Origin of the sequence: Propionibacterium sp., from assembly GCF_047719395.1 — a bacterium.
In the GTDB taxonomy this organism is placed as follows: domain Bacteria; phylum Actinomycetota; class Actinomycetes; order Propionibacteriales; family Propionibacteriaceae; genus Propionibacterium.
Map to the genome: position 1 here is coordinate 1 of NZ_JBDNTB010000012.1, position 18,228 is coordinate 18,228.

The following is an 18,228-nucleotide window of genomic DNA, read 5'->3' on the forward strand; positions in this document are numbered from 1 at the left end:
TTTGGTTGACCAATTCACCACCGTGTCTCATCTCGCCAAGCACTCTTTTATATTAATTTTCTTCTTGTTTGGGGGGGGGGGCCGTGCGTTGTGGCCCCCCCCCCACCACCCTCGTTCGGACATGTTTGAGCTCAGGAGTAATTCCAGGGTTCTGTCATTCCGCTACGACTCGGCGAGTTTCAGCAGGCGCAAGGCGGTGGACCTGTCCGTGACCACCGAGGAAATGAACTTTCCCCGCATGACAGCGGCCAGTGCCGCAACCTTCTGCTCGCCCCATGCCACGCCCACCACGAGGGGTATCTGACGCAATCTTTCGGGTTTGACGGCAATGGTGCGTGTGCTCATGCCGGTCATCACCAGTTGACCGTCCGGAGCGATGTGGTGACCGCACATGTGCGCCACGGCACCAGCCCGGCGAACTTCTTCGGTGAGTTGCTCGTCCTCGTATTGCTGCAGAATGGTGCCCGAGTGCCCGTCGTGCACTGATCCCACACCGACAAGGGCGATGTCCGCACGGGCCCCCAGCTCAAGGGTCGTCGCGATCTGATTGTCCCGCTCGAGCGCACGAGCCACTGACGCCTCGCTGACCACCAGGGGTGCTGGCAGCGGATGAAAGGAACCCCCGAGTTTGCGTGCCATCCGTCGGCACGTTTCGGGTGAATCGTGCAGCCGCTGCGATGTTCCCAAACTGCCGATGAGCTGGACGACCTGAGATCGCGGCCAGGTCATTTGAGGCATGGCATCCACCGTGGCTGCCACGGCCTGACCATTCGACACGCTCAGCAAGACGTCCTCGGAGGCAGTCTCGACGATCAGATCCGCTGCGCATCGCGCCACCTCGGACGGGATGGAGGACTGATCCTCGGGGTCGGCCACCCGGGCGGACTTGAGGCCGAAAGTCTTCATCAAGGCCCTCTCGATGCCGAGAACACGCTCGAGGGGATGGCTGATCCGCACTTGCACGATTCCCCGTCGTCGTGCTTCGGACAGCATCCGGGAGACCGTTGCCCGGGAGAATGCCACGTCACGTGCGATCTCGGCCTGGCTTTGGCCCTCCAGATGATAGCGACGGGCGACCTCGAGCAGGAGTGCCGTGTGTTCCCGCGCATCCGATGTCCGTGAGCGGTGTTTCTGGATGGCGCTCCCGGGCGCCCCAGCCTCAGAGTTCATGAGCATATGTTCATTATAGTGGATTGATGTCTCTTTCTGTGAGATAGATAGTCATTGTGACAAGGTATTTCATGTTCATCGCGCACGTTCTGTGCACATAGTTTCACTACTTAATGGATTCCCGCCATGATCAGCCGTACTTTCAAGCCGTAGAACAACGGTCCCCATCGAAGCGGGCCTCAGGCGAGGAGTGTCGCAATGACAACATCAATCACGCAGGACACAATCGGTGCGCAAGACACGCAGGATCAATTTCCCAAGCCGCGTCTCCAAGTCGCCCTCGACACCACGGACATTCCCGCGGCCCTGCGTCCACTCAACCAGGCAATTTCCCAGATCGACGTGATCGAGTGCGGCACCATCCTCATCATCGCTGAGGGTCTGCGCGCAGTCCGCGAGGTCAGGGCGCTGTACCCCGGCAAGACGATCCTTGCCGACATCCGAATTGCTGAGGCCGGAACGCTGCTCGCCGAGAACTGCTTCAAGGCAGGCGCCTCCTGGGTGAGTGTCGTGGCGGGCGCTTCACTGACCACAGTCGCCCAGGTCGTGAAGGTCGCGAACAAGTACGGCGGCGAGGTGCAGATTGAACTGGGCGAGAGCTATGACGCGGACAAGGCTCGCGAGTGGCGTCGGCTGGGAGCCAAGCACGTGATCGTCAAGCGGTCCCGGGATCGTGAAGCCGCAGGGGATTTGTCCTGGAAGCCCGATGATGTGCAGCGTATCCATGAGCTGTCCGCCATGGGATTCACCGTCACTGTCACCGGCGGAGTCACGGTGGCCGATCTCGATACCTTCAAAGGTGCTCCCGTCGGCGTCGTGATCGCTGGACGGGCCATCGTCAAGGCAGACGATCCACTGGAGGCTGCGACCGCGCTGCAGAGCAAGATGGCCGAGGTGTGGGCATGAGCAGTGCCACGCTCGAAGCCACCGATCACCGAGCGGGAACCTCGCAGGTCAGTCTGGGAATCTACGAGAAGGCGCTGCGCTGGACAGCTGATTGGGACGAACTGTTCGCCGATGTTCGCCGCGCCGGTTTCAGCTTCGTCGACATCTCGGTGGACGAAAGCCCTGAGCGCAAGAGCCGGCTGCACTGGAGCAAGCAGACACGTCAGCACATTCGCGAGGCCGCAGCCCGCCAAGGCACCCAATTGGGTGGCCTGTGCCTTTCGATTCATCGCGCTCTCGGCCCTGGCTCGGCTGATCCCACGGTCAGGGCCGAGGCCGATCGGATCTTCGACCAGGGCATCGAGCTGTGCCACGACCTGGGAATCCCCGTGCTGCAGGTCGCGGGTTACTACGCCTATTACGAGCAGGCCGATCCCGGTCAGCGCTCCCGTTATGTGGAGTCCTTGCGCAGAGCTATTCCGAAGGCGGCCCAGTCGGGTGTGCTGCTGGGCATCGAGAATGTCGACGGAAACGATGTCACCTCCATTTCACGGGGCATGAATATTGTCCGGGAAATAGATTCACCATGGCTTCAAATGTATCCAGATGTCGGCAATATCGCCGAGCAGCAACTCGATGAGATCGAGGAGCTTCGCGCCGGCGAGGGTCACATGCTCGCGATACATGTCAAGGATGTCCGCGTCGGCGAGCCGCGACGGGTCGCCATGGGCACCGGAATCGCCGATTTCCCCAAGGCCTTCGCCGAGCTGGCCCGGCAAGGCTGGAGCGGGCGAATCATGATCGAAATGTGGAACGACAACGCTCCCGATTCTGTCGAACGGTGCATCGAGGCCCGCCGAATCGTCGAGCAAATGCTCACTGATGCCGGTGTTGGCATCGTCACCGATTGATTGCACAGCAATTCACTGATTTCAGATTGGAATTTCATGCTGGAAGAACTCAAAGAAAAGGTGTGCGAGGGGAATCTCGCACTGGCAGAAGCCGGCCTTGTCGCCTGGACCGGCGGAAATCTCTCGGCCCTGGACGAGGAGCATGGTGTCATCGTCATCAAGCCGTCCGGATTGCGCTATTCCGAAATGACGCCCGCCGACATGGTCGTCGTCTCCCTCCAGGGACGGGTCGTGGAAGGTCATCACGGACCCTCCTCCGATACGCAGTCGCATCTGGGTATCTATGCGCGCCGGCCCGATATTCACTCGGTCGTGCACACCCATTCCCGCTATGCCACGGCGTTCGCGGCGGTGGGAAAGCCCATCCCCTGCGTATTGACGGCTATTTCCGACGAATTCGGCGGAGCGGTGCCCTGCGGTGACTATGCGCCCATCGGCGGAGATGCCATCGGCAAGGAAGTCGTGGCCAAGATCGGCCGGTCGGCAGCGATCCTGATGCGCCAGCATGGTGTATTCACGATCGGCCCGACCATCGAGAAGGCACTCCAGGCAGCCGTCATGGTCGAGGACATTGCTCACACCGTTGCGGTCGCGATGACGATCGGGCAGGTCTGCGAACTCCCCGCCGAGGAGATCGAGGCCAACTACGACCGCTACCACCACCGCTACGGCACCATGGCAGCCAGCTTGGGAATCACACAGTAGACACTGCACCGGTCTCGTGAGGGTGCGCGGACAAGTGTCAGCTGAGTGTGCCGATCTTGTAGTTGGCCAGCTCGGAGGCCGGGCGTCGGTCTCCGGAATGCTGGCCCTCGAAGGTGCTTGTGCCGTCAGTGCCGCACAGCGCGAGGATGTGCTGGCTGCCGCCGGGATGCCTGTTGATCCAGTTGGTGAGGTCGTAGACAGTGCCCTCGATCGCGGCCCAGCAGGACGAGGCCGAGTTGTGCGTTGCCACATCGGCCATGGTGTAGGTGGTCTGCGCGGGGCTGGCGGAGTTTCCTGGGGCAGTCGTCGCAGTAGCGCTCGGGGGAGTTGTCTCGACGACACGACCTCCCCAAGCAGCCTCGGCTCCGCTGTGCCCTGTCACCGTGACGGCTCCCAGCGTGGCCAGGGCCAGTACCACGGTGGCCACACCGGCGACACCAGCTCTGGGTCGATCTGCCGGCTGGCCGTCCGGGATGCGGGTGAGCCTCACGTAGATGATGCTGGCAAGCCACAACGCGATGGAAACGGCCGTGGTGATGGTGCCCCAGGTGGCGTGCGTCACCGGCCGGCCGAGGTGTGTGGCCAGCTGTTCGCCGGAAAGTCTTGAGATCACCGCTGCCCCCACCCCCACGGTGAGGACCACAACGGTGATCAGCCCGTAGCGCTGCCGCCACGCCGGGCGGATGACCTCAGCGATGAGAGCCAGGCTGGCGAGGGGCAACAGAACCACCGCAAAGTGCACGATCAGCGCGTGCACCGGCAAGCCGGCGACGGTGTCGAAGATGTTGAGTTGCAGCATTGGAGTCCCCGTCCGGTTGATCCATCAACCATACGGGGTGGTGGGGAATCACCGGTTCACCTGCCGTCAGGAACCCGGCACAGGTCGGCGAGCCACGCTGCGGCGCTGGCGTCGGAAGGGGAGCGCCAATCCCCGCGCGGCGACAACGAGCCTCCGGCAAGCACCTTCGGGCCATTCGGGATCGCGGTGCGCTTGAACTGGTTGTTCATGAAGCGCCGGCAGAAAACCTTCAGCCACGACTTGATCTCTGCCAGCGAATAGGACATCCGCTCGGCTTCCGGAAAGTTCACCGGCCATGCACCGGCGTCCACTTCGGACCAGGCGTGCTGGGCGAGGAAGGCGATCTTGGATGGGCGCAGCCCGAAGCGCAGCCAGTAGTACAGCGTGAAGTCGTGCAATGCATAGGGACCGATGGTGTCCTGGGTGCTCTGCGGTTTCTCGCCCTCGGCCACCGGCACGAGTTCAGGGGTGATCTCAGTATCGAGGATCGACTGGAGGATGCCGCCCACCTCGTCCGAGAACTGTCCGCTCGCGATGACCCAGCGGATCAGGTGTTGCATCAGCGTCTTGGGCACACCGCAGTTCACGGCGTAGTGGCTCATCTGGTCGCCCACGCCGTAGGTGCACCAGCCCAGCGCCAGCTCGGACAGGTCGCCGGTGCCCAGCACGATGCCGCCGCGCTGGTTGGCGATGCGGAACAGGTAGTCGGTTCGCAGCCCGGCCTGCACGTTTTCGTAGGTGACGTCGTAGACATCGGGGGCATGACCGAGGTCTTTGAGCATCTGCTCGGCGGCCGGGCGGATGTCGAGGGTCTCGAAGGTGGTGCCCAGTGCCAGCGACAGGGCTGTCGCATTGTTCCTGGTGTGCGCGCTGGTGGCGAAGCCGGGCATCGTGAAGGTGAGGATGTCCGAGCGCGGGCGCCCGGCCAGATCCATCGCCTTCGCCGCCACCAGCAGGGCATGCGTGGAATCCAGCCCGCCCGAGATGCCGATGACGATCTTCGCCCCGCCGATCGCCCCAAGGCGTTTGCTGAGGCTGTACACCTGGATGTTGTAGCCCTCGTAGCAGTCCTGGTTCAGCCGCGCCTCGTCTGCCGGGACGAAGGGAAAGCGTTCCACCTCGCGAGCCAGGCCGAGATCGGTGCGCGGCGGATCGAGAGTGAAATCGATGACGCGAAAGGCCTCGTGCTCGCTGCCTGCCTGCTGGGCGCCGATGCCCTGGGCAAGCGCATTGTCCTCGAAGGTGCCCTGGCGCATCCGGTCCTGACGCAGTACGTCGAGATCGACATCGGCCAGGCTGTGGCCAGGTGACAAGGGAAAACGCTCGGTTTGGGCAAGCAGGTGGCCCCGCTCGTAGATCATCGTCTGGCCGTCCCAGGACAGGTCGGTGGAGGACTCCCCGATCCCGGCTGCGCAGTACACATAAGCGGCGAGATCGCGGGCGCTGGAACTGCGGCACAGCAGATGGCGGTCCTCGGCGCGCCCGATCGTGATGGGGGAGCCCGAGATATTGACCAGGACCGTTGCACCTGCCAGCGCCGCAGTGGCGCTGGGCGGGATCGGCACCCACATGTCCTCGCAGACCTCGACATGGATGACCATGCCCGCAATGTCTGACGCCCGGAACAGCAGCCCCGCGCCGAAGGGGATCTGTTCCCCGTTGATCTCGACGGTACCGCCGATGCCGACTCCGCTGGCGAAGTGGCGGCGCTCGTAGAACTCGCGATAGGTGGGCAGGTAGCTCTTGGGCACCACGCCCAGCACATGACCACGGTGCATCACCACGGCGCAGTTGTACAGCCGATTTCCGTTGCGCAACGGCGCACCCACCACGATCATCGGAAGCAGGTCTGCCGAGGCCTCTCGAAGCATCTCGATGGCCTCGCATGTGGCGTCCAGAACCGGATCTTGCAGCAGCAGGTCGTCGATCGCGTAGCCGGTGAGGCCCAGCTCCGGGAAAGCTGCCACCGCGACGCCCTGGGCGCTGAGCTCGGTGGTGTGCTCGATGATGCGCGCCACATTGGTGGCTGGGTCAGCGACCGCAGTGGCGGAGGTGCACGCCGCGATGCGCGCAAAGCCCTGGTCGTAGAGGGACGAGAAGTTCATGGATCTCCTGGTCGGATCGCGTGCTGCATCAGCGCGAGTCTGCTGGCCTCCGGGGAGTGTCCGGTGGCGCGCCCCGAGATCCCTGATGCCGTGAAACGCCGGGTGGACCCAACCTCGGCCCCAACTCGCGATCCGAGCGTACGACGTGACGATGCTGGTTGCCGGAGGGTGGCCGGTGATGGAATTCGTGCGGAATCTATCACTCGATTTCCTGAGCGCCGAGATCTGCGCCATTTCGGGCATCGCGCGCTGGACAGCGCACCATCGACGTCCATCCCAAGGGCCCGGGTCAGAAGAGGTGCCCGGTCACGCCTTCGGCTCGGGGCTTGACCATCGCGGCGCGTGCGTAGGGGTCGTTGCTGAGCAGCACCCGCTGCAGGTGGTCGCTGGCCTTCATGATGCAGGAACCCTGCTCGAGGATCGCCCTGGCCGCGGCGGGTTCACGCACCACCGTTCCGAACACCGCCTGAACCCCGTAGTCGAACAGCACCGGCGACAACGGCACCGTCGGGCCCCACAGCGCGGTGAACACATTGGCCGACCGGCAGATGTCGAGCAGGTGCACGATCGTCTTGTTCGGGAAGGTCGCACCGGTGATGAACACAGCGTCTTGATCGGGCAGCACGAAGTCGCATGCCATGTCCGGCAGGTCGCCCGGCTGCGGCTGTTTCTCCAGGATGGTGAACTTGCAACTTCCCTGGTAGTTGTCAAGGACGGGATAGTGCCCGATGAAGGCCACCTTCTCGAAACCCATCCGTTCGATCCATTCGATGGTGTCCGGGGCGTCGGGGGTGTTCACCCAGCAGTCGCCGAAGGAGGGGAGCCGCTCGGAATTGTTGTAGAAGGCGTTCACTCCGGCCGTCGCGATGGTCGCCTCCTGAGTATCCCAGGACATGACGTGACAAGCCAGTTCACTGAGCGGCATCCCGACGAGCTTCCCGGCCAAGCAGGTCTGGTGGGGGATCTCGGGTGGGGTCATCGCCAGCCCGGCATTGTCCTCGGTCTTGATGTAGGACCACACCGGGAACACCGCACCCTCGGTGACCTTCCAGTCGTCAATCTGGGAGAGCAGTTCCTGGTAGAGAGACCAACTCATGAGGGGTCCTTGTGGTCGAGACGGGCGGCGTCTGGGCATCCGGTGGTGACGCGCCAGCGTTGAATTCCCTCCGCATCGTAACGCCGCCGGCCGTTCGGAGCCTGCGGTGGTCGCCAGTGTGAACTCGGACCCATCCCACCCATGAGCGCTTCGTGTCTCCTGACCTGGGTGGACGCCTCCTCGCGCTGTTCCCCGTTGGGCTAGCCTGAAGTCGGCGATGGATTCCGCCTGGGCTTCGCCCGAACCGCCTCCCGGCTGATGATTCCTGCTCCTTCACATGGGGCGGATTCTGCCCCGGATGGGTGAACCGCATGACACCGACACCGCAACCCAGTGTGGACCGGATGGTCCCCCTTGCCGGGCATCCCCTGGTCGTGGGCACCGAGCCCGGCACCAGCGAGCTGGTCGTGCTCACGGCTCTGGCATGGGCGAAGACCCTCGGCAGTGCGCTGTACATCGGGTACGCCGACCCCTCGCGCGTCACCGTCGAGGAGCACCCGGACGGCACCGTCACCCACACTGAGATCGATCCCGATGTGCCTGACGACAGCTGGCAGGAGCGCGACAGCCAGCTGCGGAGCGTTCTGGAAACACTGCTGGCCGGCAGCGGTGTGGACTGGCAGTTCCGCTATCTGGCCGGCCGCCCGGATCGGGCACTCACTCACCTGGTTCGCGCAGTGGACGCCGCGGCGATCGTCGTCGGCGCGAAGGGCCACGCCGGGCCCAGCCTGCGCGAGCTGCTGCGAACCTCGGTGGGCATGCATCTCGTGCACCACCAGCACCGCCCGGTGCTGATGGTCCCCATCTCGGTCGTGGACTGGAAGGAGCCCCTGCTGTGAAGCTCCCTGACAGTGTTCTGGTGCTTGTCGGGGGTGGAATCGGGAGCTTGGTGCGAGCACTGGCGTCAACGATCTGGCCCGATCACGCCGGGCACTTCCCCGCGACAGTACTCACCATCAACCTGCTCGGCGCTCTCATTCTGGGCTGGCTGCTGCGGCATCTGGTGCTCAGCGGCCCCGATGAGGGCTGGCGCCGCCAGATCCGCCTCGGTGTGGGGACCGGCGTGATGGGTGGGTTCACCACGTACAGCACCTTCGCGGTGCAGACCACCGGTCTGCTGCGCGGTGACCACCTGGTGCTGACCGCGGCCTATCTGGTGGCGAGTCTGGCGGGCGGTTTTCTGTGCTGCCTGGCCGGCACGCTGATCGCCGACCGCATGCACCCGGGGAGCCAGACGGCATGACCTGGGTGCTCATTTTCGTGGCAGGTGGCGTCGGCTCGTGGTGTCGCTTCCGGCTCGACGGCGTCATCAGCCGATCCTGGCGGCACTCGGTGCCCATCGGCACGCTGACCATCAATATGATCGGCTCCTTCCTGCTCGGCCTGCTCACCGGCCACGCCATGACACACGGCGGGGAGGCGTCGGTGCTGGCCGTCCTCGGCACTGGTCTGATGGGCGGGTTCACGACATTCAGCACCGCCAATGTCGAGGTGGTGCGGCTGGCAATGTCCGGGCGCCGTGGCGTGGCATTGGGTCTCCAGGTGGGAATGATGGTGATCGCTGTGTTGGTGGCACTGCTCGGCTGGACGATCGGTGCCGCTGTCGGCTGAGGTAGCTGGTGGACTGGCAGGCTGTGGCAGGCTCGATGTATGGAGCAATCGCCACGAGCAGGGGATCTGGACGCGAACGCCGGCGCCGGTCTCGGTGATGCGGACGGACACGTGGGCGGCGCTTCCCCGGTGGCAGCTGAAGGTCGCGCCGAGCCATCCGGCGCTCCAGACCGTCCAGCGCTGGGGGAGCAAAAGCTGGCCGGCGCCGAAATCTGGGTTACCGCGCAACGCCGCGCCGAGGACCTGTCGGCGGCGCTGCAGCGCCACGGGGCATCGGTGGCTGTCATCCCCACCTTGGCCGTGCAGCAACGCGCCGACGAGGCCACGCTCATCGAGCGGACGCGTGCGCTGATCGCTGATGGAGCCGACATCGTGGTGGTGACCACGGGTTTCGGTTTTCGGATGTGGATGGAGACGCTCAATCCCGCTGGGCTGGTGCCCCATCTCCTGGAGATGCTCGGAAAGACCGAGGTCCTGGCCCGAGGCCCGAAGGCATCGGGTGCGCTCAAGCAGGTAGGGGTGACTCCTGCCTGGGTGGCGCCCTCCGAGAGCTCCCTGGAGATTCGCGATGTGCTGGTGGCACGGGGTGTTTCGGGCCTGAAAGTTGCCGTTCAGCTCGACGGGACCGGCGATCCCGCGCTGATCCGTGGGCTGCGTGAAGCGGGCGCGGTGGTGCTCGAACTGCCGCTCTACAGCTATGGCGCGCCCGCTGATCCAGTGGCGGTGGGGCGCGCATGCGCCGAGCTGGCCGGTGGTCGTTTCAATGCCGTTGCCTTCACCTCCGCTCCTGGCGCGAGTGGCTGGCTGACGGTGCTTGATGAGGATCAGCTGGCCCAGGTACGGGCCCGGATCGCCGCGGGCTCGTTGGTACTGTCGGCGGTGGGCCCGATGACTGCGGAACCCCTCGTCGCCCTCGGATTGCCGGTGCGCTACCCCGACCGGGGGCGAATGGGCGCCCTGGTGAGACTCGTCGTGGACCAGCTCAGCGACTGAGGCCCCGGCGCATCGCGTGCAGCTCAGGAGGATCTGCCCTGCTTCGCTCCTGGCAGTATGGAGAAGCCGTCAGGACGCGGCTGTCTTCACGAGCGCGCGAATCTTGTCTTCCACGGCACCCGTCACTCTGGTCACCGCGAACGACACGGGCCACATCTCGCCGTCGTCGAGGTTGGCGCTCTCAGCGAAGTTGAGCGTCGGATAGCGGGTGCCGAACTTGCTTGACGGCTGCACGAAGATCATCACAGTGCCGTCCTTGGCATAGCTCGGGAACCCGTACCAGGTCTTCGGATTGAGGCCGGGCGCCTCTTCGGTCACGATCCGATGCACGACTCGGGCGAGATCGCCATCCACGTCCTGCAATTTCTCGATCGCCTCGACACACGCCTCGAACTCCTTCGCGAGCTTCGCGGCGCCCTTGAGGCCCTTCGTCGAACGCAGCTCGTCGGCGCGCTGTTTCATCGCGGCGCGTTCTTCGGCGCTGAATCCGCTCTTGGTGTCGGCCATGCCAGCTCTCCTCGTGGTCGTGGCCGGCTCCCCTGCCGACCAGGGATTGTCATCATTCTGAGGGGGAACGCCGCGATGCACCGGGCCATTCCCTGATGCGCCAGGAGCGATCCATCCACTGCGGGGAGCAGTCCTGGAGGCAGACGGCCGGCCAACGCCGCGATTGCATGGGAGCAGCTCTCACATGACCCAGATGTCTGACCACTGAACGGACCGCGATCCAGTGGTCAGCATCCGATGTATGGTCAGCCCATGCTGACCAGTGCTGAGCGAATTGAGGTCATGGCCCGGATCGGGCATGCGATGGCCGATCCCACCCGGGCACGCATCCTGCTGCGGCTGCTCGATGCGCCGGGACACCCCGGCGAGATGGCCGTCGATCTGGATCTGACCAGGTCAAATGTGTCAAATCACCTCTCCTGTCTGCGTGGCTGCGGAATCGTCGTGGCCGTCCCCGAAGGGCGCTCGACGCGCTACGAACTCGCTGACCCGCACATCGGTGTGGCGCTGTCGGCATTGCTCGACGTGTTCCTGGCAGTGGATGAGGGCCATGCATGCATCAATGACTGCGAGGACGAAACCCAGGCATGCCACGACTGCTGCCCCGAAGGGCCAGTGGCCAGCAGCGACGAGACCGGTGGAGGCGTCGTCGTGCGCACCGAGGCAGATCATGGCGGCGGCGTCGCTGCTCGTTCGGCAGGAATCGCATGACCACATTCATCCACCGCAGCGTCACATGTATGCGCAAGGGCGTTAGCGCAATCATCCAGTACCGGACAACCTCAACCGGAGGCCTCGCATGAGTACGATCACGACTTCCCTGACCGACGATCGGCGTCGAATCCTCCAGCGGCGCATTCGCTGGATCGTTACCGGCACCATTGCCTACAACGTCCTTGAGGCGATCATCGCCCTGACGTCCGGAGCCGCCGCGAACTCAACTGCCCTGATCGGCTTCGGTCTCGATTCGGTGGTTGAAATTCTGTCAGCTGCAGCCATTGCCTGGCAGTTCGCAGCCCCCGACCCGGAGAAGCGGGAAAGGGCGGCTCTGCGGCTCATCTCGATCTCCTTCTTCGGGGTTGCCGCCTTCGTGCTCGTCGACGCGGTGCTCACCCTGATCGGCCTGAAGACACCCGAGCACTCGCCGGTCGGAATCGGCCTGGCGATCGCTTCCATGCTGATCATGCCCGGCTTGAGCCTGCTGGAACGGCGCACCGGGCAGGAGTTGGGTTCGGCGTCCGCGGTGGCGGACTCGAAGCAGACCCTGGTGTGCGCGGCGCTGTCGGTGGCGGTGCTCATCGGTCTGGTACTCAATGCCACCCTCGGCTGGGCCTGGGCCGATCCTGTTGCGGGCCTTGTCATCGTCTACTTCGCGGTGCGTGAGGGCCGTGAGGCGTGGGGCGGGGAGACCTGCACGACTCCCACGTCGGTGCTCACCGGTGAGCAGGAGGGTTGCGGGCCAGGTTGTTGCTGAGCGCCCGGTGCCGCTGCGGATCATCAGCTGCGCACCCGCCCGTCTTCAGGCCGCTGCCTGAGCAGGTCCGCCACACGCTGGACTGCGATCGTTGTGCACGTAAACGGCACAACTTCGCAGTCCATCAGAGCCAAGCCCTGCGCCCAGCCAATTCAGGTGCGGGCAGCGGCTGGGCCTGATGAGTTTCTGCGCTGGGCGGCGAACTCAGCCCCGGGGGCTCGCCTCAGTGCTGGAAGGTCTTCCACACCGCCGCGATGTCCTCCTTGCCGTGACCGGCACCGCTGGCAGCCGCATACAGGCTCTCAAGCACGGCGAGCAGGCTGTCAACCATCTCCGGCGTTTCGGCCCGGGCGAGGCGGACGTCCTTGAGAATGCCGAGCACCTCGAACTGCGGGTCGAAGTTGTCGTCCAGAATCTCCCTGCCCTTGAGCTGGGCGTAGGGGGAGTTGGTCTGGGTGCCGTCAATCGCTGCAAGGACCAGTGAGGGGTCGACGCCGAGCCGGTCGGCAATGGTCAGCGACTGCGCAATTCCGGCAGTGATGGTGGCGATCCAGGCGTTCACGGCCAGTTTCAATGACGACCCTGCCGGTGCGGCATCGCCCACCCGCACCTGGCGCTTCGAAAGGGCAGCCAGCAGTGGAGCCAACTCGGACACGGCATCGTCGGGCCCGGCGAGCAGGGGAATCAGATTCCCGGTGGCCGCCGGCTGCTTTGTGCCCAGCACGGGCGAATCCACATAGCGCACGCCAGCCTGGTCTGCCATCGCTGCCAGCTCCTTGGTGGACTGGATACCGACTGTGGCGGACTGCATCCAGATGGCTCTCTCGGTCATGGCTGGCAGCGCCCGGGTCATCACCTCGCGCACCACATTCCCGTCGAAGAGCATCGTGATGACGGCATCGGCATCTTTGACCGCGCTTTCGGGGGTGGGGGCGATGGTGGCAGCGGTGTCCTGGAACGGCTCGGTCTTCTGCGGGGACCTGTTCCACACGGTCAGCTTCAGGCCCGCATCGAGGATGCGGTGTGCCATGCCGGAACCCATGGCGCCGAGACCAAGAACTGCAACGCTTCGGACATCCTGTGCCATCGTTGAATCTTCTTTCACGAGGTATTTCGCTATTTTTCTCCACTCTAGGCGAGGCTTCCGGAAGAACCACCACGAGGGTTTTCGGTGCGGATGGCGGGGCTGCCGACAACGGGGGACGTCGTCACAAGTGCCACTCGCGCAAGCCAGTGAGCCTGGTCGGTCGGCTGCGCGCGAAATCCTGATGACAAGGTCATTCACCGGCCCGGACAGCGGCCACTGCACTTCAGGGGGACACACATCGAGGGCACCTGCGCGCACAATTACGAGACTCATGGTTCACTAATAGCTGAGGCTGCGCAGGCCGGCCCAGGGCAATGTCCGGCGCGTCTCGCCGATCGACGAGATCGGTGCTCACGGGTAACGGTGTCAACAGGTGCAGGGGCGGCGCAGTGGCAGAATGCCGAGGGTCACCGTTGGGCCCGAGGAGTCGTCACATGGATCTGGAAAGCTTCGTCGAGAAGTTCGCCGTCGAGCGACGCGGAACGGACTCCCTCAAATGGGATGGTCTGCAGGAGCGCTACGGCGACCCGGATCTCTTCGCGATGTGGGTGGCCGACATGGAGTTCAAGGCCCCCGATCAAATCCTCGACGCCCTGCATGAGCGCATCGACCACGGCGCCTTCGGCTACGGCATGATCGACGACTCCTACTTCGAGGCATACGACGCCTGGGCGGTGCGCCACCATGAGGCCCGCGTCCAGCGCGAGTGGGTGCGTTTCGCAACCGGCGTTGTCAACAGCTTCTTCTGGATGGTCAACGCGTTCACCGAACCGGGCGACGCAGTGATGCTTGCCACGCCCGTCTACTACCCGATGCATGCTGCGATCCGGAACAACAACCGCAAGCTGGTGAGCACCGAGCTGGTTCGCGACGAGTCCGGCGTCTATCGCTACGACCTCGAGGACATGGAGCGGGTGATCGTCGAGAACGACGTGAAGCTGTTCATCGCCTGCTCACCGCACAACCCGGTGGGCCGCGTGTGGACCGAACCCGAGCTGGAAGGCATGCTCGAGTTGTGCGCCCGCCACCATGTGCTGGTCGTCTCCGACGAGATCCACCAGGACATCCTGCTCACCGACCGACCCTTCGTGGCCGCGCAGGAGGTGGCCGGCGGCAAGTACGCCAACAACCTCATCACGCTCAATGCCGTGTCGAAGACCTTCAACCTGGCGGGGCTGATCCACTCCCACATCATCATTCCCGACCCGGATCTGCGCGCCCGCTACGACAGATGGGCCAAGGGCATCGTGCAGACCGAGGTCAACCTGCTCGGCGTGGCCGCCGCGAAGGCCGGGTGGTTGTACGGGGAGGACTGGCTGGAGGGGATGCTCGCCGTGGTGCGACGCAACGATGCCGCATTCCGTACCCGGCTCGCCGAATTCAGCCCGCACATCTTCATGCCCACGCTTGAGGGCAGTTATCTGCTGTGGATGGACCTGCGTGGCCAGACCGACCCGGCCAAGACCCGCGAATTCATGGCGAAGACCTGCCGGCTGGCCGTTGACTACGGCGAATGGTTCAGCCCTCGGTGCAAGGGATTCGTGCGATTCAACCTGGCCACCACCCCGGCGAATGTGGACCACGGCCTCGATCTGCTCACCGAGGGCCTCGCGACGCTGCACTGACCGCGGCGGAGGATCGGTCCGGAGAGGGGACAGATGCGTGCTGAGGGGCGAGGGGTCCACCTCGCAGTGGGCCAGTCACCGCGCTGGGGGCCTGCTCGGCTGATCTCCCTCATTGCCATCGCGCTCGTGCTGCTTGGCGGGGCGAGCGGATGCGAGCTGGTGGCACGCGCCCAGGCCGGCGTCCCACGCGATGACTCCGCGGCCAGCCAGGCATTCATCTCCTGGGCACTGGCCGAGGTGAGCAGGCAGAGCGCCTCGTCGGGCGTGACCTCGCTGCAGCTGAGCAATGACGAACTCGACCTCACGATGCGCCACGGTGACGTGGACCAGCACTGGCAGGCGTTTCCGCAGGACCTTCCTCGCATGGTGGACACGCAGCCGTTGGATATCGCCAAGGGCACGGTGGAGACCTCGAAGATCCTGGGCGATCATCTCGAGCTGGACTGGAAGGAGTTCACCTCGGAAATCTCCAGTTGTGCCCAATCCGACATCCGGCTCGCCGGCAACGCCACCTGGGGTGGTGTCATGCACTACACGGCGAGTTGCGCGCACGGCACGGTCACCACCGAGGAATGGATCGGCTCATGGCCAGTCGAGCTGCAGGATGGCCTGTCAACACAGTATTCGTTGTCCACGATGATGTCCGACCTGACCAGGTTGAGCCCCAAACGGATTGCTTCGGTGGAATTCGTGGCGCCCGATACGGACGAGCAGGGATGCCGCGCCGCCACCACTTGGCGCCAGCAGGCTGCCGGGCAAACCGGTTGGATCACCCAGACGCGGTTCTGCTACGCCCAGGGATCCAAGGGTTTTCTGCCGATCTCCACCGGTTCCGCACCGCCGGACGCGGACACCCTGCTGGAGCACCCACTCGACCTCACCACGGTGGACCCTGATGTGCTGGCGGGGTTGACGGCCCCATCCGGGCTGCCCAGCGACCAGAGCGGAATCAACCGGTTGCGGATCGCGTGGTCAGATCGGTTCGGCCAGCAGGTGATCGAGGCGTCCAGCGGTGACGACGACAGCCCGCAGACCGGCTGGTACTCCCTGTCCGGCACACTGCTGGCCCTCGACCGGGCCTGACCACCGGCCGCTGCCCAGGCCAAGGCGTTCACGCTGACCGAGAACCGGAGTGTTTTTGGCCTTGTGGGATGCTAAACAGAATCGATGGGGGAGAACGGGATGGTAAGAGCGCTGCGGATTGGGTTCGTGTCACTGCACACGTCTCCGGTCGCCATCCCGGGCAGCGCCGATGCCGGGGGCATGAATGTCGTGGAGCTCAATTCCGCCCTCGCCCTGGCGAAGGCCGGTCACCAGGTCGACCTCATCACGCGCCGAGACAACCCCGAGGTCCCGGCCGTCATACAGGTGGCCGAGGGCGTCCGGCTGCTCAATCTTGATGCCGGGCCTGCGCATCCGGTGGCGAAGAGCCGTTCAGAGTCCCTCATCGAGCCGTTCCACCGGGCCATGGCGCAGTTGCCGCCTGACTACGACATCATCCATTCCCATCACTGGTTCAGCGGGGTCGCGGCAATCGGACTCGCGCAGTCCTGGGGGCTGCCGCATGTGCAGAGTTTCCACTCGGTCTCGGCGCCCCCCGATGCAGAGACGCTGTATGCAGGCGAACCGCCGGAGTCTGCTGGACGCGTGGCAGGCGAGGCTCTCGTGGCGGAGCGCTCGGACCATGTCATCGCTGTGAGCCAGGCCGAGAAGCAGACCATCCACGAGCGCTATGCGTGCCCACTCGACAGGATCGACGTGGTCCTTCCGGGTGTGAACCTCGAACTCTTCCGCCCACTGGTTCCCGGCGAAGAATCCTGGAGCTGGGGTGGAGAGCGGCCCTATCTGTTGTGCGCGGCTCGCCCGCAGCCACTCAAGGGTCCTGACCTCGCATTACGCGCACTGGCCGAAATCCCCGCCGAGCGGCGTCCCCACCTGGTGCTCGCCGGCGAACCCTCACAGGACTTCGCCGAATACGGCGCCACCCTTCACCGCCTGGTGGACGAGCTCGGTCTTGGGCCGAGCGTCACCTTCCTCGGTTCGCAGAGCCGCGAATCCCTGGCCACCATGCTCCGTGGTGCGCTGGCACTGCTCAATCCCAGCTTCTCCGAGACCTTCGGTCTCATCTGCCTGGAGGCCGAGGCCAGCGGAGTGCCGGTCATTGCCTCCAATGTCGGCGGTCTGGCCGAATCGGTGCGCAATGGTTCCACCGGCATCCTGGTGGACGACCGGGAACCCTCGAGCTGGGCCGGCGCGATCGAGCAGTTGACCGGCGACACCACGCTGCGGGAGCAGATGTCCGCTGCGGCAAGGGCTTTCGCCGAACAGCACTCCTGGGATGTCTCGGCTGCGGGCCTGGTGGAAAGCTACCGTCGGGTGCTCGCCGCCCATGCCAAGTCCGGCACGCGCGACGGGAGTCCGGCCGCCGTCAGGACAGAGGCGTGACTCGCGTGACAGACAACTCGATGATCCACCGTATTCTGGAGAGTCCAGAGGGACTCCGTGTGCTCGTGATGCATGCTCATCCCGACGACGACACGCTGTCCACCGGACCGCTCATCGCCTGGTTGAGCCGTCGTGGCGCGCAGGTGGATCTGCTCACATTTTGCCGCGGCGAGCGAGGCGAGATCGTGCCCGGAGTGCTACCGGCCGGGGTGGGACCGGAGGAACTGGTGACTGCGCGCGAGGCCGAAAGAGCCGCAGCGTGCGACTGCCTCGGTGTGCGGAACCGCTGGTTCATGGGCATGACGCCGTGGCGCGCCGCGGGCCTGGCCGAGCGTCGGTACAAGGATTCCGGAATGCGCTGGGTGACGCCCACAGTGGCCGGCCCGGCAGGTGATGCGGGTCCGGAGTCGGTGACCGGTGCGCCCGTCGAGGAGCAGGTGGACGATGTCCTCGCCGGCCTGTCAGTGGCGCGCCCCGATGTGCTGATCAGCTACGACAACGGCGGAAGCTATGGCCACCCCGACCACATCCGGGTGCACGAGGTTGCAGGTCTGGCTGCGAGGCGGGCGGGGCTGGCCCTCGTGCAGTTCGCCTCACACGACGATGTGCCCGGCGCCAGCACCGATGAGGCGCTGTGGCTGGAACCCGATGACCCGGCGATCACCGAGGCGGTGCTCGCCGCCCTGCGCTGCTACCGCACCCAGCTCACCGTGGTGGGCGAGGGCGAGGACACCCACATCCAGCACGTCGGCGGGCAGCGTCAGGAGATCCCGCGCCGGGTCGGCCTGCTCAGCAGTCCGGTCTAGCCTCACGCC

At 64.9% G+C, this 18,228-nt stretch carries 18 protein-coding genes, 1 pseudogene and 1 riboswitch; of the genes and pseudogenes, 13 read left to right on the forward strand and 6 right to left on the reverse strand.

All coding sequences use genetic code 11. The annotated features are described in order from the left end of the window. Positions 1-162 precede the first annotated feature (162 nt). Positions 163-1,170, reverse strand: a complete 1,008-nt coding sequence (locus tag ABF648_RS03335) for a sugar-binding transcriptional regulator (RefSeq protein ID WP_415630878.1) — start codon at positions 1,168-1,170, stop codon at positions 163-165. Between the two features lie 198 nt (positions 1,171-1,368). Here ABF648_RS03335 and ABF648_RS03340 point away from each other — a divergent pair, with 198 nt between their 5' ends. Genes ABF648_RS03340 through ABF648_RS03350 form a run of 3 tightly spaced genes read left to right on the forward strand, consistent with a single transcriptional unit; the run spans position 1,369 to position 3,671 of the window. Next, a complete protein-coding gene (locus ABF648_RS03340; protein WP_415630879.1) occupies positions 1,369-2,076 on the forward strand; it encodes an orotidine 5'-phosphate decarboxylase / HUMPS family protein in 708 nt (235 codons plus the stop codon). Beyond that, a complete protein-coding gene (locus ABF648_RS03345) occupies positions 2,073-2,966 on the forward strand; it encodes an L-ribulose-5-phosphate 3-epimerase (protein ID WP_415630880.1) in 894 nt (297 codons plus the stop codon). Before ABF648_RS03340 ends, ABF648_RS03345 begins: the two co-directional genes overlap by 4 nt. A 36-nt stretch (positions 2,967-3,002) precedes the next feature. Beyond that, positions 3,003-3,671: an L-ribulose-5-phosphate 4-epimerase gene (locus ABF648_RS03350; RefSeq protein ID WP_415630881.1), complete on the forward strand. Its 669-nt coding sequence runs from the start codon at positions 3,003-3,005 to the stop codon at positions 3,669-3,671. A 37-nt stretch (positions 3,672-3,708) separates the two neighbouring features. On the opposite strand, the gene ABF648_RS03355 is transcribed toward ABF648_RS03350, so the two are convergent. The 3 genes from ABF648_RS03355 to ABF648_RS03365 all read right to left on the reverse strand — a co-directional run bounded on the left by ABF648_RS03355 (position 3,709) and on the right by ABF648_RS03365 (position 7,671). Beyond that, on the reverse strand, positions 3,709-4,470 hold the full coding sequence (locus tag ABF648_RS03355; RefSeq protein WP_415630882.1) for a cytochrome b5 domain-containing protein: 762 nt from the start codon (positions 4,468-4,470) through the stop codon (positions 3,709-3,711). 56 nt (positions 4,471-4,526) lie between these two features. After that, positions 4,527-6,575 (reverse strand): NAD(+) synthase, encoded by a 2,049-nt coding sequence (locus tag ABF648_RS03360; protein ID WP_415630883.1) that lies wholly within the window; start codon positions 6,573-6,575, stop codon positions 4,527-4,529. Positions 6,576-6,864: 289 nt separating this feature from the next. Beyond that, entirely contained in the window at positions 6,865-7,671 is an 807-nt protein-coding gene (locus ABF648_RS03365; RefSeq protein WP_415630884.1) for a Rossmann-like domain-containing protein, read from the reverse strand. A 204-nt stretch (positions 7,672-7,875) separates the two neighbouring features. Beyond that, a riboswitch (Fluoride riboswitch) is annotated at positions 7,876-7,946 on the forward strand. Positions 7,947-7,982: 36 nt separating this feature from the next. On the opposite strand from ABF648_RS03365, the gene ABF648_RS03370 reads away from it, so the two are divergent. Genes ABF648_RS03370 through ABF648_RS03385 form a run of 4 tightly spaced genes read left to right on the forward strand, consistent with a single transcriptional unit; the run spans position 7,983 to position 10,275 of the window. Continuing rightward, entirely contained in the window at positions 7,983-8,510 is a 528-nt protein-coding gene (locus tag ABF648_RS03370) for a universal stress protein (RefSeq protein WP_415630885.1), read from the forward strand. Further along, positions 8,507-8,914 (forward strand): fluoride efflux transporter FluC, encoded by a 408-nt coding sequence (locus ABF648_RS03375; RefSeq protein ID WP_415630886.1) that lies wholly within the window; start codon positions 8,507-8,509, stop codon positions 8,912-8,914. The genes ABF648_RS03370 and ABF648_RS03375 overlap by 4 nt, the downstream gene beginning before the upstream one ends. Continuing rightward, positions 8,911-9,282 (forward strand): fluoride efflux transporter FluC, encoded by a 372-nt coding sequence (locus ABF648_RS03380; RefSeq protein WP_415630887.1) that lies wholly within the window; start codon positions 8,911-8,913, stop codon positions 9,280-9,282. Before ABF648_RS03375 ends, ABF648_RS03380 begins: the two co-directional genes overlap by 4 nt. A 39-nt stretch (positions 9,283-9,321) precedes the next feature. Continuing rightward, positions 9,322-10,275: a uroporphyrinogen-III synthase gene (locus ABF648_RS03385; RefSeq protein WP_415630888.1), complete on the forward strand. Its 954-nt coding sequence runs from the start codon at positions 9,322-9,324 to the stop codon at positions 10,273-10,275. A 69-nt stretch (positions 10,276-10,344) separates the two neighbouring features. On the opposite strand, the gene ABF648_RS03390 is transcribed toward ABF648_RS03385, so the two are convergent. Beyond that, complete coding sequence (locus ABF648_RS03390) at positions 10,345-10,782, reverse strand: hypothetical protein (RefSeq protein WP_415630889.1); 438 nt, start codon at positions 10,780-10,782, stop codon at positions 10,345-10,347. Positions 10,783-11,034: 252 nt separating this feature from the next. Between ABF648_RS03390 and cmtR the strand changes: the two are divergent. Then, positions 11,035-11,346, forward strand: a pseudogene (cmtR, locus tag ABF648_RS03395) (Cd(II)/Pb(II)-sensing metalloregulatory transcriptional regulator CmtR); the annotation flags it as partial. Positions 11,347-11,581: 235 nt separating this feature from the next. Further along, positions 11,582-12,256, forward strand: coding sequence for a cation diffusion facilitator family transporter (locus ABF648_RS03400; protein WP_415630890.1), 675 nt, complete (start codon positions 11,582-11,584; stop codon positions 12,254-12,256). A 223-nt stretch (positions 12,257-12,479) separates the two neighbouring features. Here ABF648_RS03400 and ABF648_RS03405 read toward each other — a convergent pair whose 3' ends face one another. Further along, positions 12,480-13,343, reverse strand: a complete 864-nt coding sequence (locus tag ABF648_RS03405) for an NAD(P)-dependent oxidoreductase (RefSeq protein ID WP_415630891.1) — start codon at positions 13,341-13,343, stop codon at positions 12,480-12,482. Positions 13,344-13,777: 434 nt separating this feature from the next. On the opposite strand from ABF648_RS03405, the gene ABF648_RS03410 reads away from it, so the two are divergent. The 4 genes from ABF648_RS03410 to ABF648_RS03425 all read left to right on the forward strand — a co-directional run bounded on the left by ABF648_RS03410 (position 13,778) and on the right by ABF648_RS03425 (position 18,219). Further along, positions 13,778-14,968 (forward strand): MalY/PatB family protein, encoded by a 1,191-nt coding sequence (locus ABF648_RS03410; protein ID WP_415630892.1) that lies wholly within the window; start codon positions 13,778-13,780, stop codon positions 14,966-14,968. Between the two features lie 33 nt (positions 14,969-15,001). Next, positions 15,002-16,051: a hypothetical protein gene (locus ABF648_RS03415; protein WP_415630893.1), complete on the forward strand. Its 1,050-nt coding sequence runs from the start codon at positions 15,002-15,004 to the stop codon at positions 16,049-16,051. 126 nt (positions 16,052-16,177) lie between these two features. Then, on the forward strand, positions 16,178-17,413 hold the full coding sequence (locus ABF648_RS03420) for a glycosyltransferase (RefSeq protein ID WP_415630894.1): 1,236 nt from the start codon (positions 16,178-16,180) through the stop codon (positions 17,411-17,413). Continuing rightward, on the forward strand, positions 17,410-18,219 hold the full coding sequence (locus ABF648_RS03425; protein WP_415630895.1) for a PIG-L family deacetylase: 810 nt from the start codon (positions 17,410-17,412) through the stop codon (positions 18,217-18,219). Before ABF648_RS03420 ends, ABF648_RS03425 begins: the two co-directional genes overlap by 4 nt. Positions 18,220-18,228: the final 9 nt, after the last annotated feature.

Coding starts and splice junctions, on each gene's coding strand:
- ABF648_RS03335 (WP_415630878.1), bottom strand. CDS start 1,170: ATGAACTCTGAGGCTGGGGCGCCCGGGAGCGCCATCCAGAAACACCGC.
- ABF648_RS03340 (WP_415630879.1), top strand. CDS start 1,369: ATGACAACATCAATCACGCAGGACACAATCGGTGCGCAAGACACGCAG.
- ABF648_RS03345 (WP_415630880.1), top strand. CDS start 2,073: ATGAGCAGTGCCACGCTCGAAGCCACCGATCACCGAGCGGGAACCTCG.
- ABF648_RS03350 (WP_415630881.1), top strand. CDS start 3,003: ATGCTGGAAGAACTCAAAGAAAAGGTGTGCGAGGGGAATCTCGCACTG.
- ABF648_RS03355 (WP_415630882.1), bottom strand. CDS start 4,470: ATGCTGCAACTCAACATCTTCGACACCGTCGCCGGCTTGCCGGTGCAC.
- ABF648_RS03360 (WP_415630883.1), bottom strand. CDS start 6,575: ATGAACTTCTCGTCCCTCTACGACCAGGGCTTTGCGCGCATCGCGGCG.
- ABF648_RS03365 (WP_415630884.1), bottom strand. CDS start 7,671: ATGAGTTGGTCTCTCTACCAGGAACTGCTCTCCCAGATTGACGACTGG.
- ABF648_RS03370 (WP_415630885.1), top strand. CDS start 7,983: ATGACACCGACACCGCAACCCAGTGTGGACCGGATGGTCCCCCTTGCC.
- ABF648_RS03380 (WP_415630887.1), top strand. CDS start 8,911: ATGACCTGGGTGCTCATTTTCGTGGCAGGTGGCGTCGGCTCGTGGTGT.
- ABF648_RS03385 (WP_415630888.1), top strand. CDS start 9,322: ATGGAGCAATCGCCACGAGCAGGGGATCTGGACGCGAACGCCGGCGCC.
- ABF648_RS03390 (WP_415630889.1), bottom strand. CDS start 10,782: ATGGCCGACACCAAGAGCGGATTCAGCGCCGAAGAACGCGCCGCGATG.
- ABF648_RS03400 (WP_415630890.1), top strand. CDS start 11,582: ATGAGTACGATCACGACTTCCCTGACCGACGATCGGCGTCGAATCCTC.
- ABF648_RS03405 (WP_415630891.1), bottom strand. CDS start 13,343: ATGGCACAGGATGTCCGAAGCGTTGCAGTTCTTGGTCTCGGCGCCATG.
- ABF648_RS03410 (WP_415630892.1), top strand. CDS start 13,778: ATGGATCTGGAAAGCTTCGTCGAGAAGTTCGCCGTCGAGCGACGCGGA.
- ABF648_RS03415 (WP_415630893.1), top strand. CDS start 15,002: ATGCGTGCTGAGGGGCGAGGGGTCCACCTCGCAGTGGGCCAGTCACCG.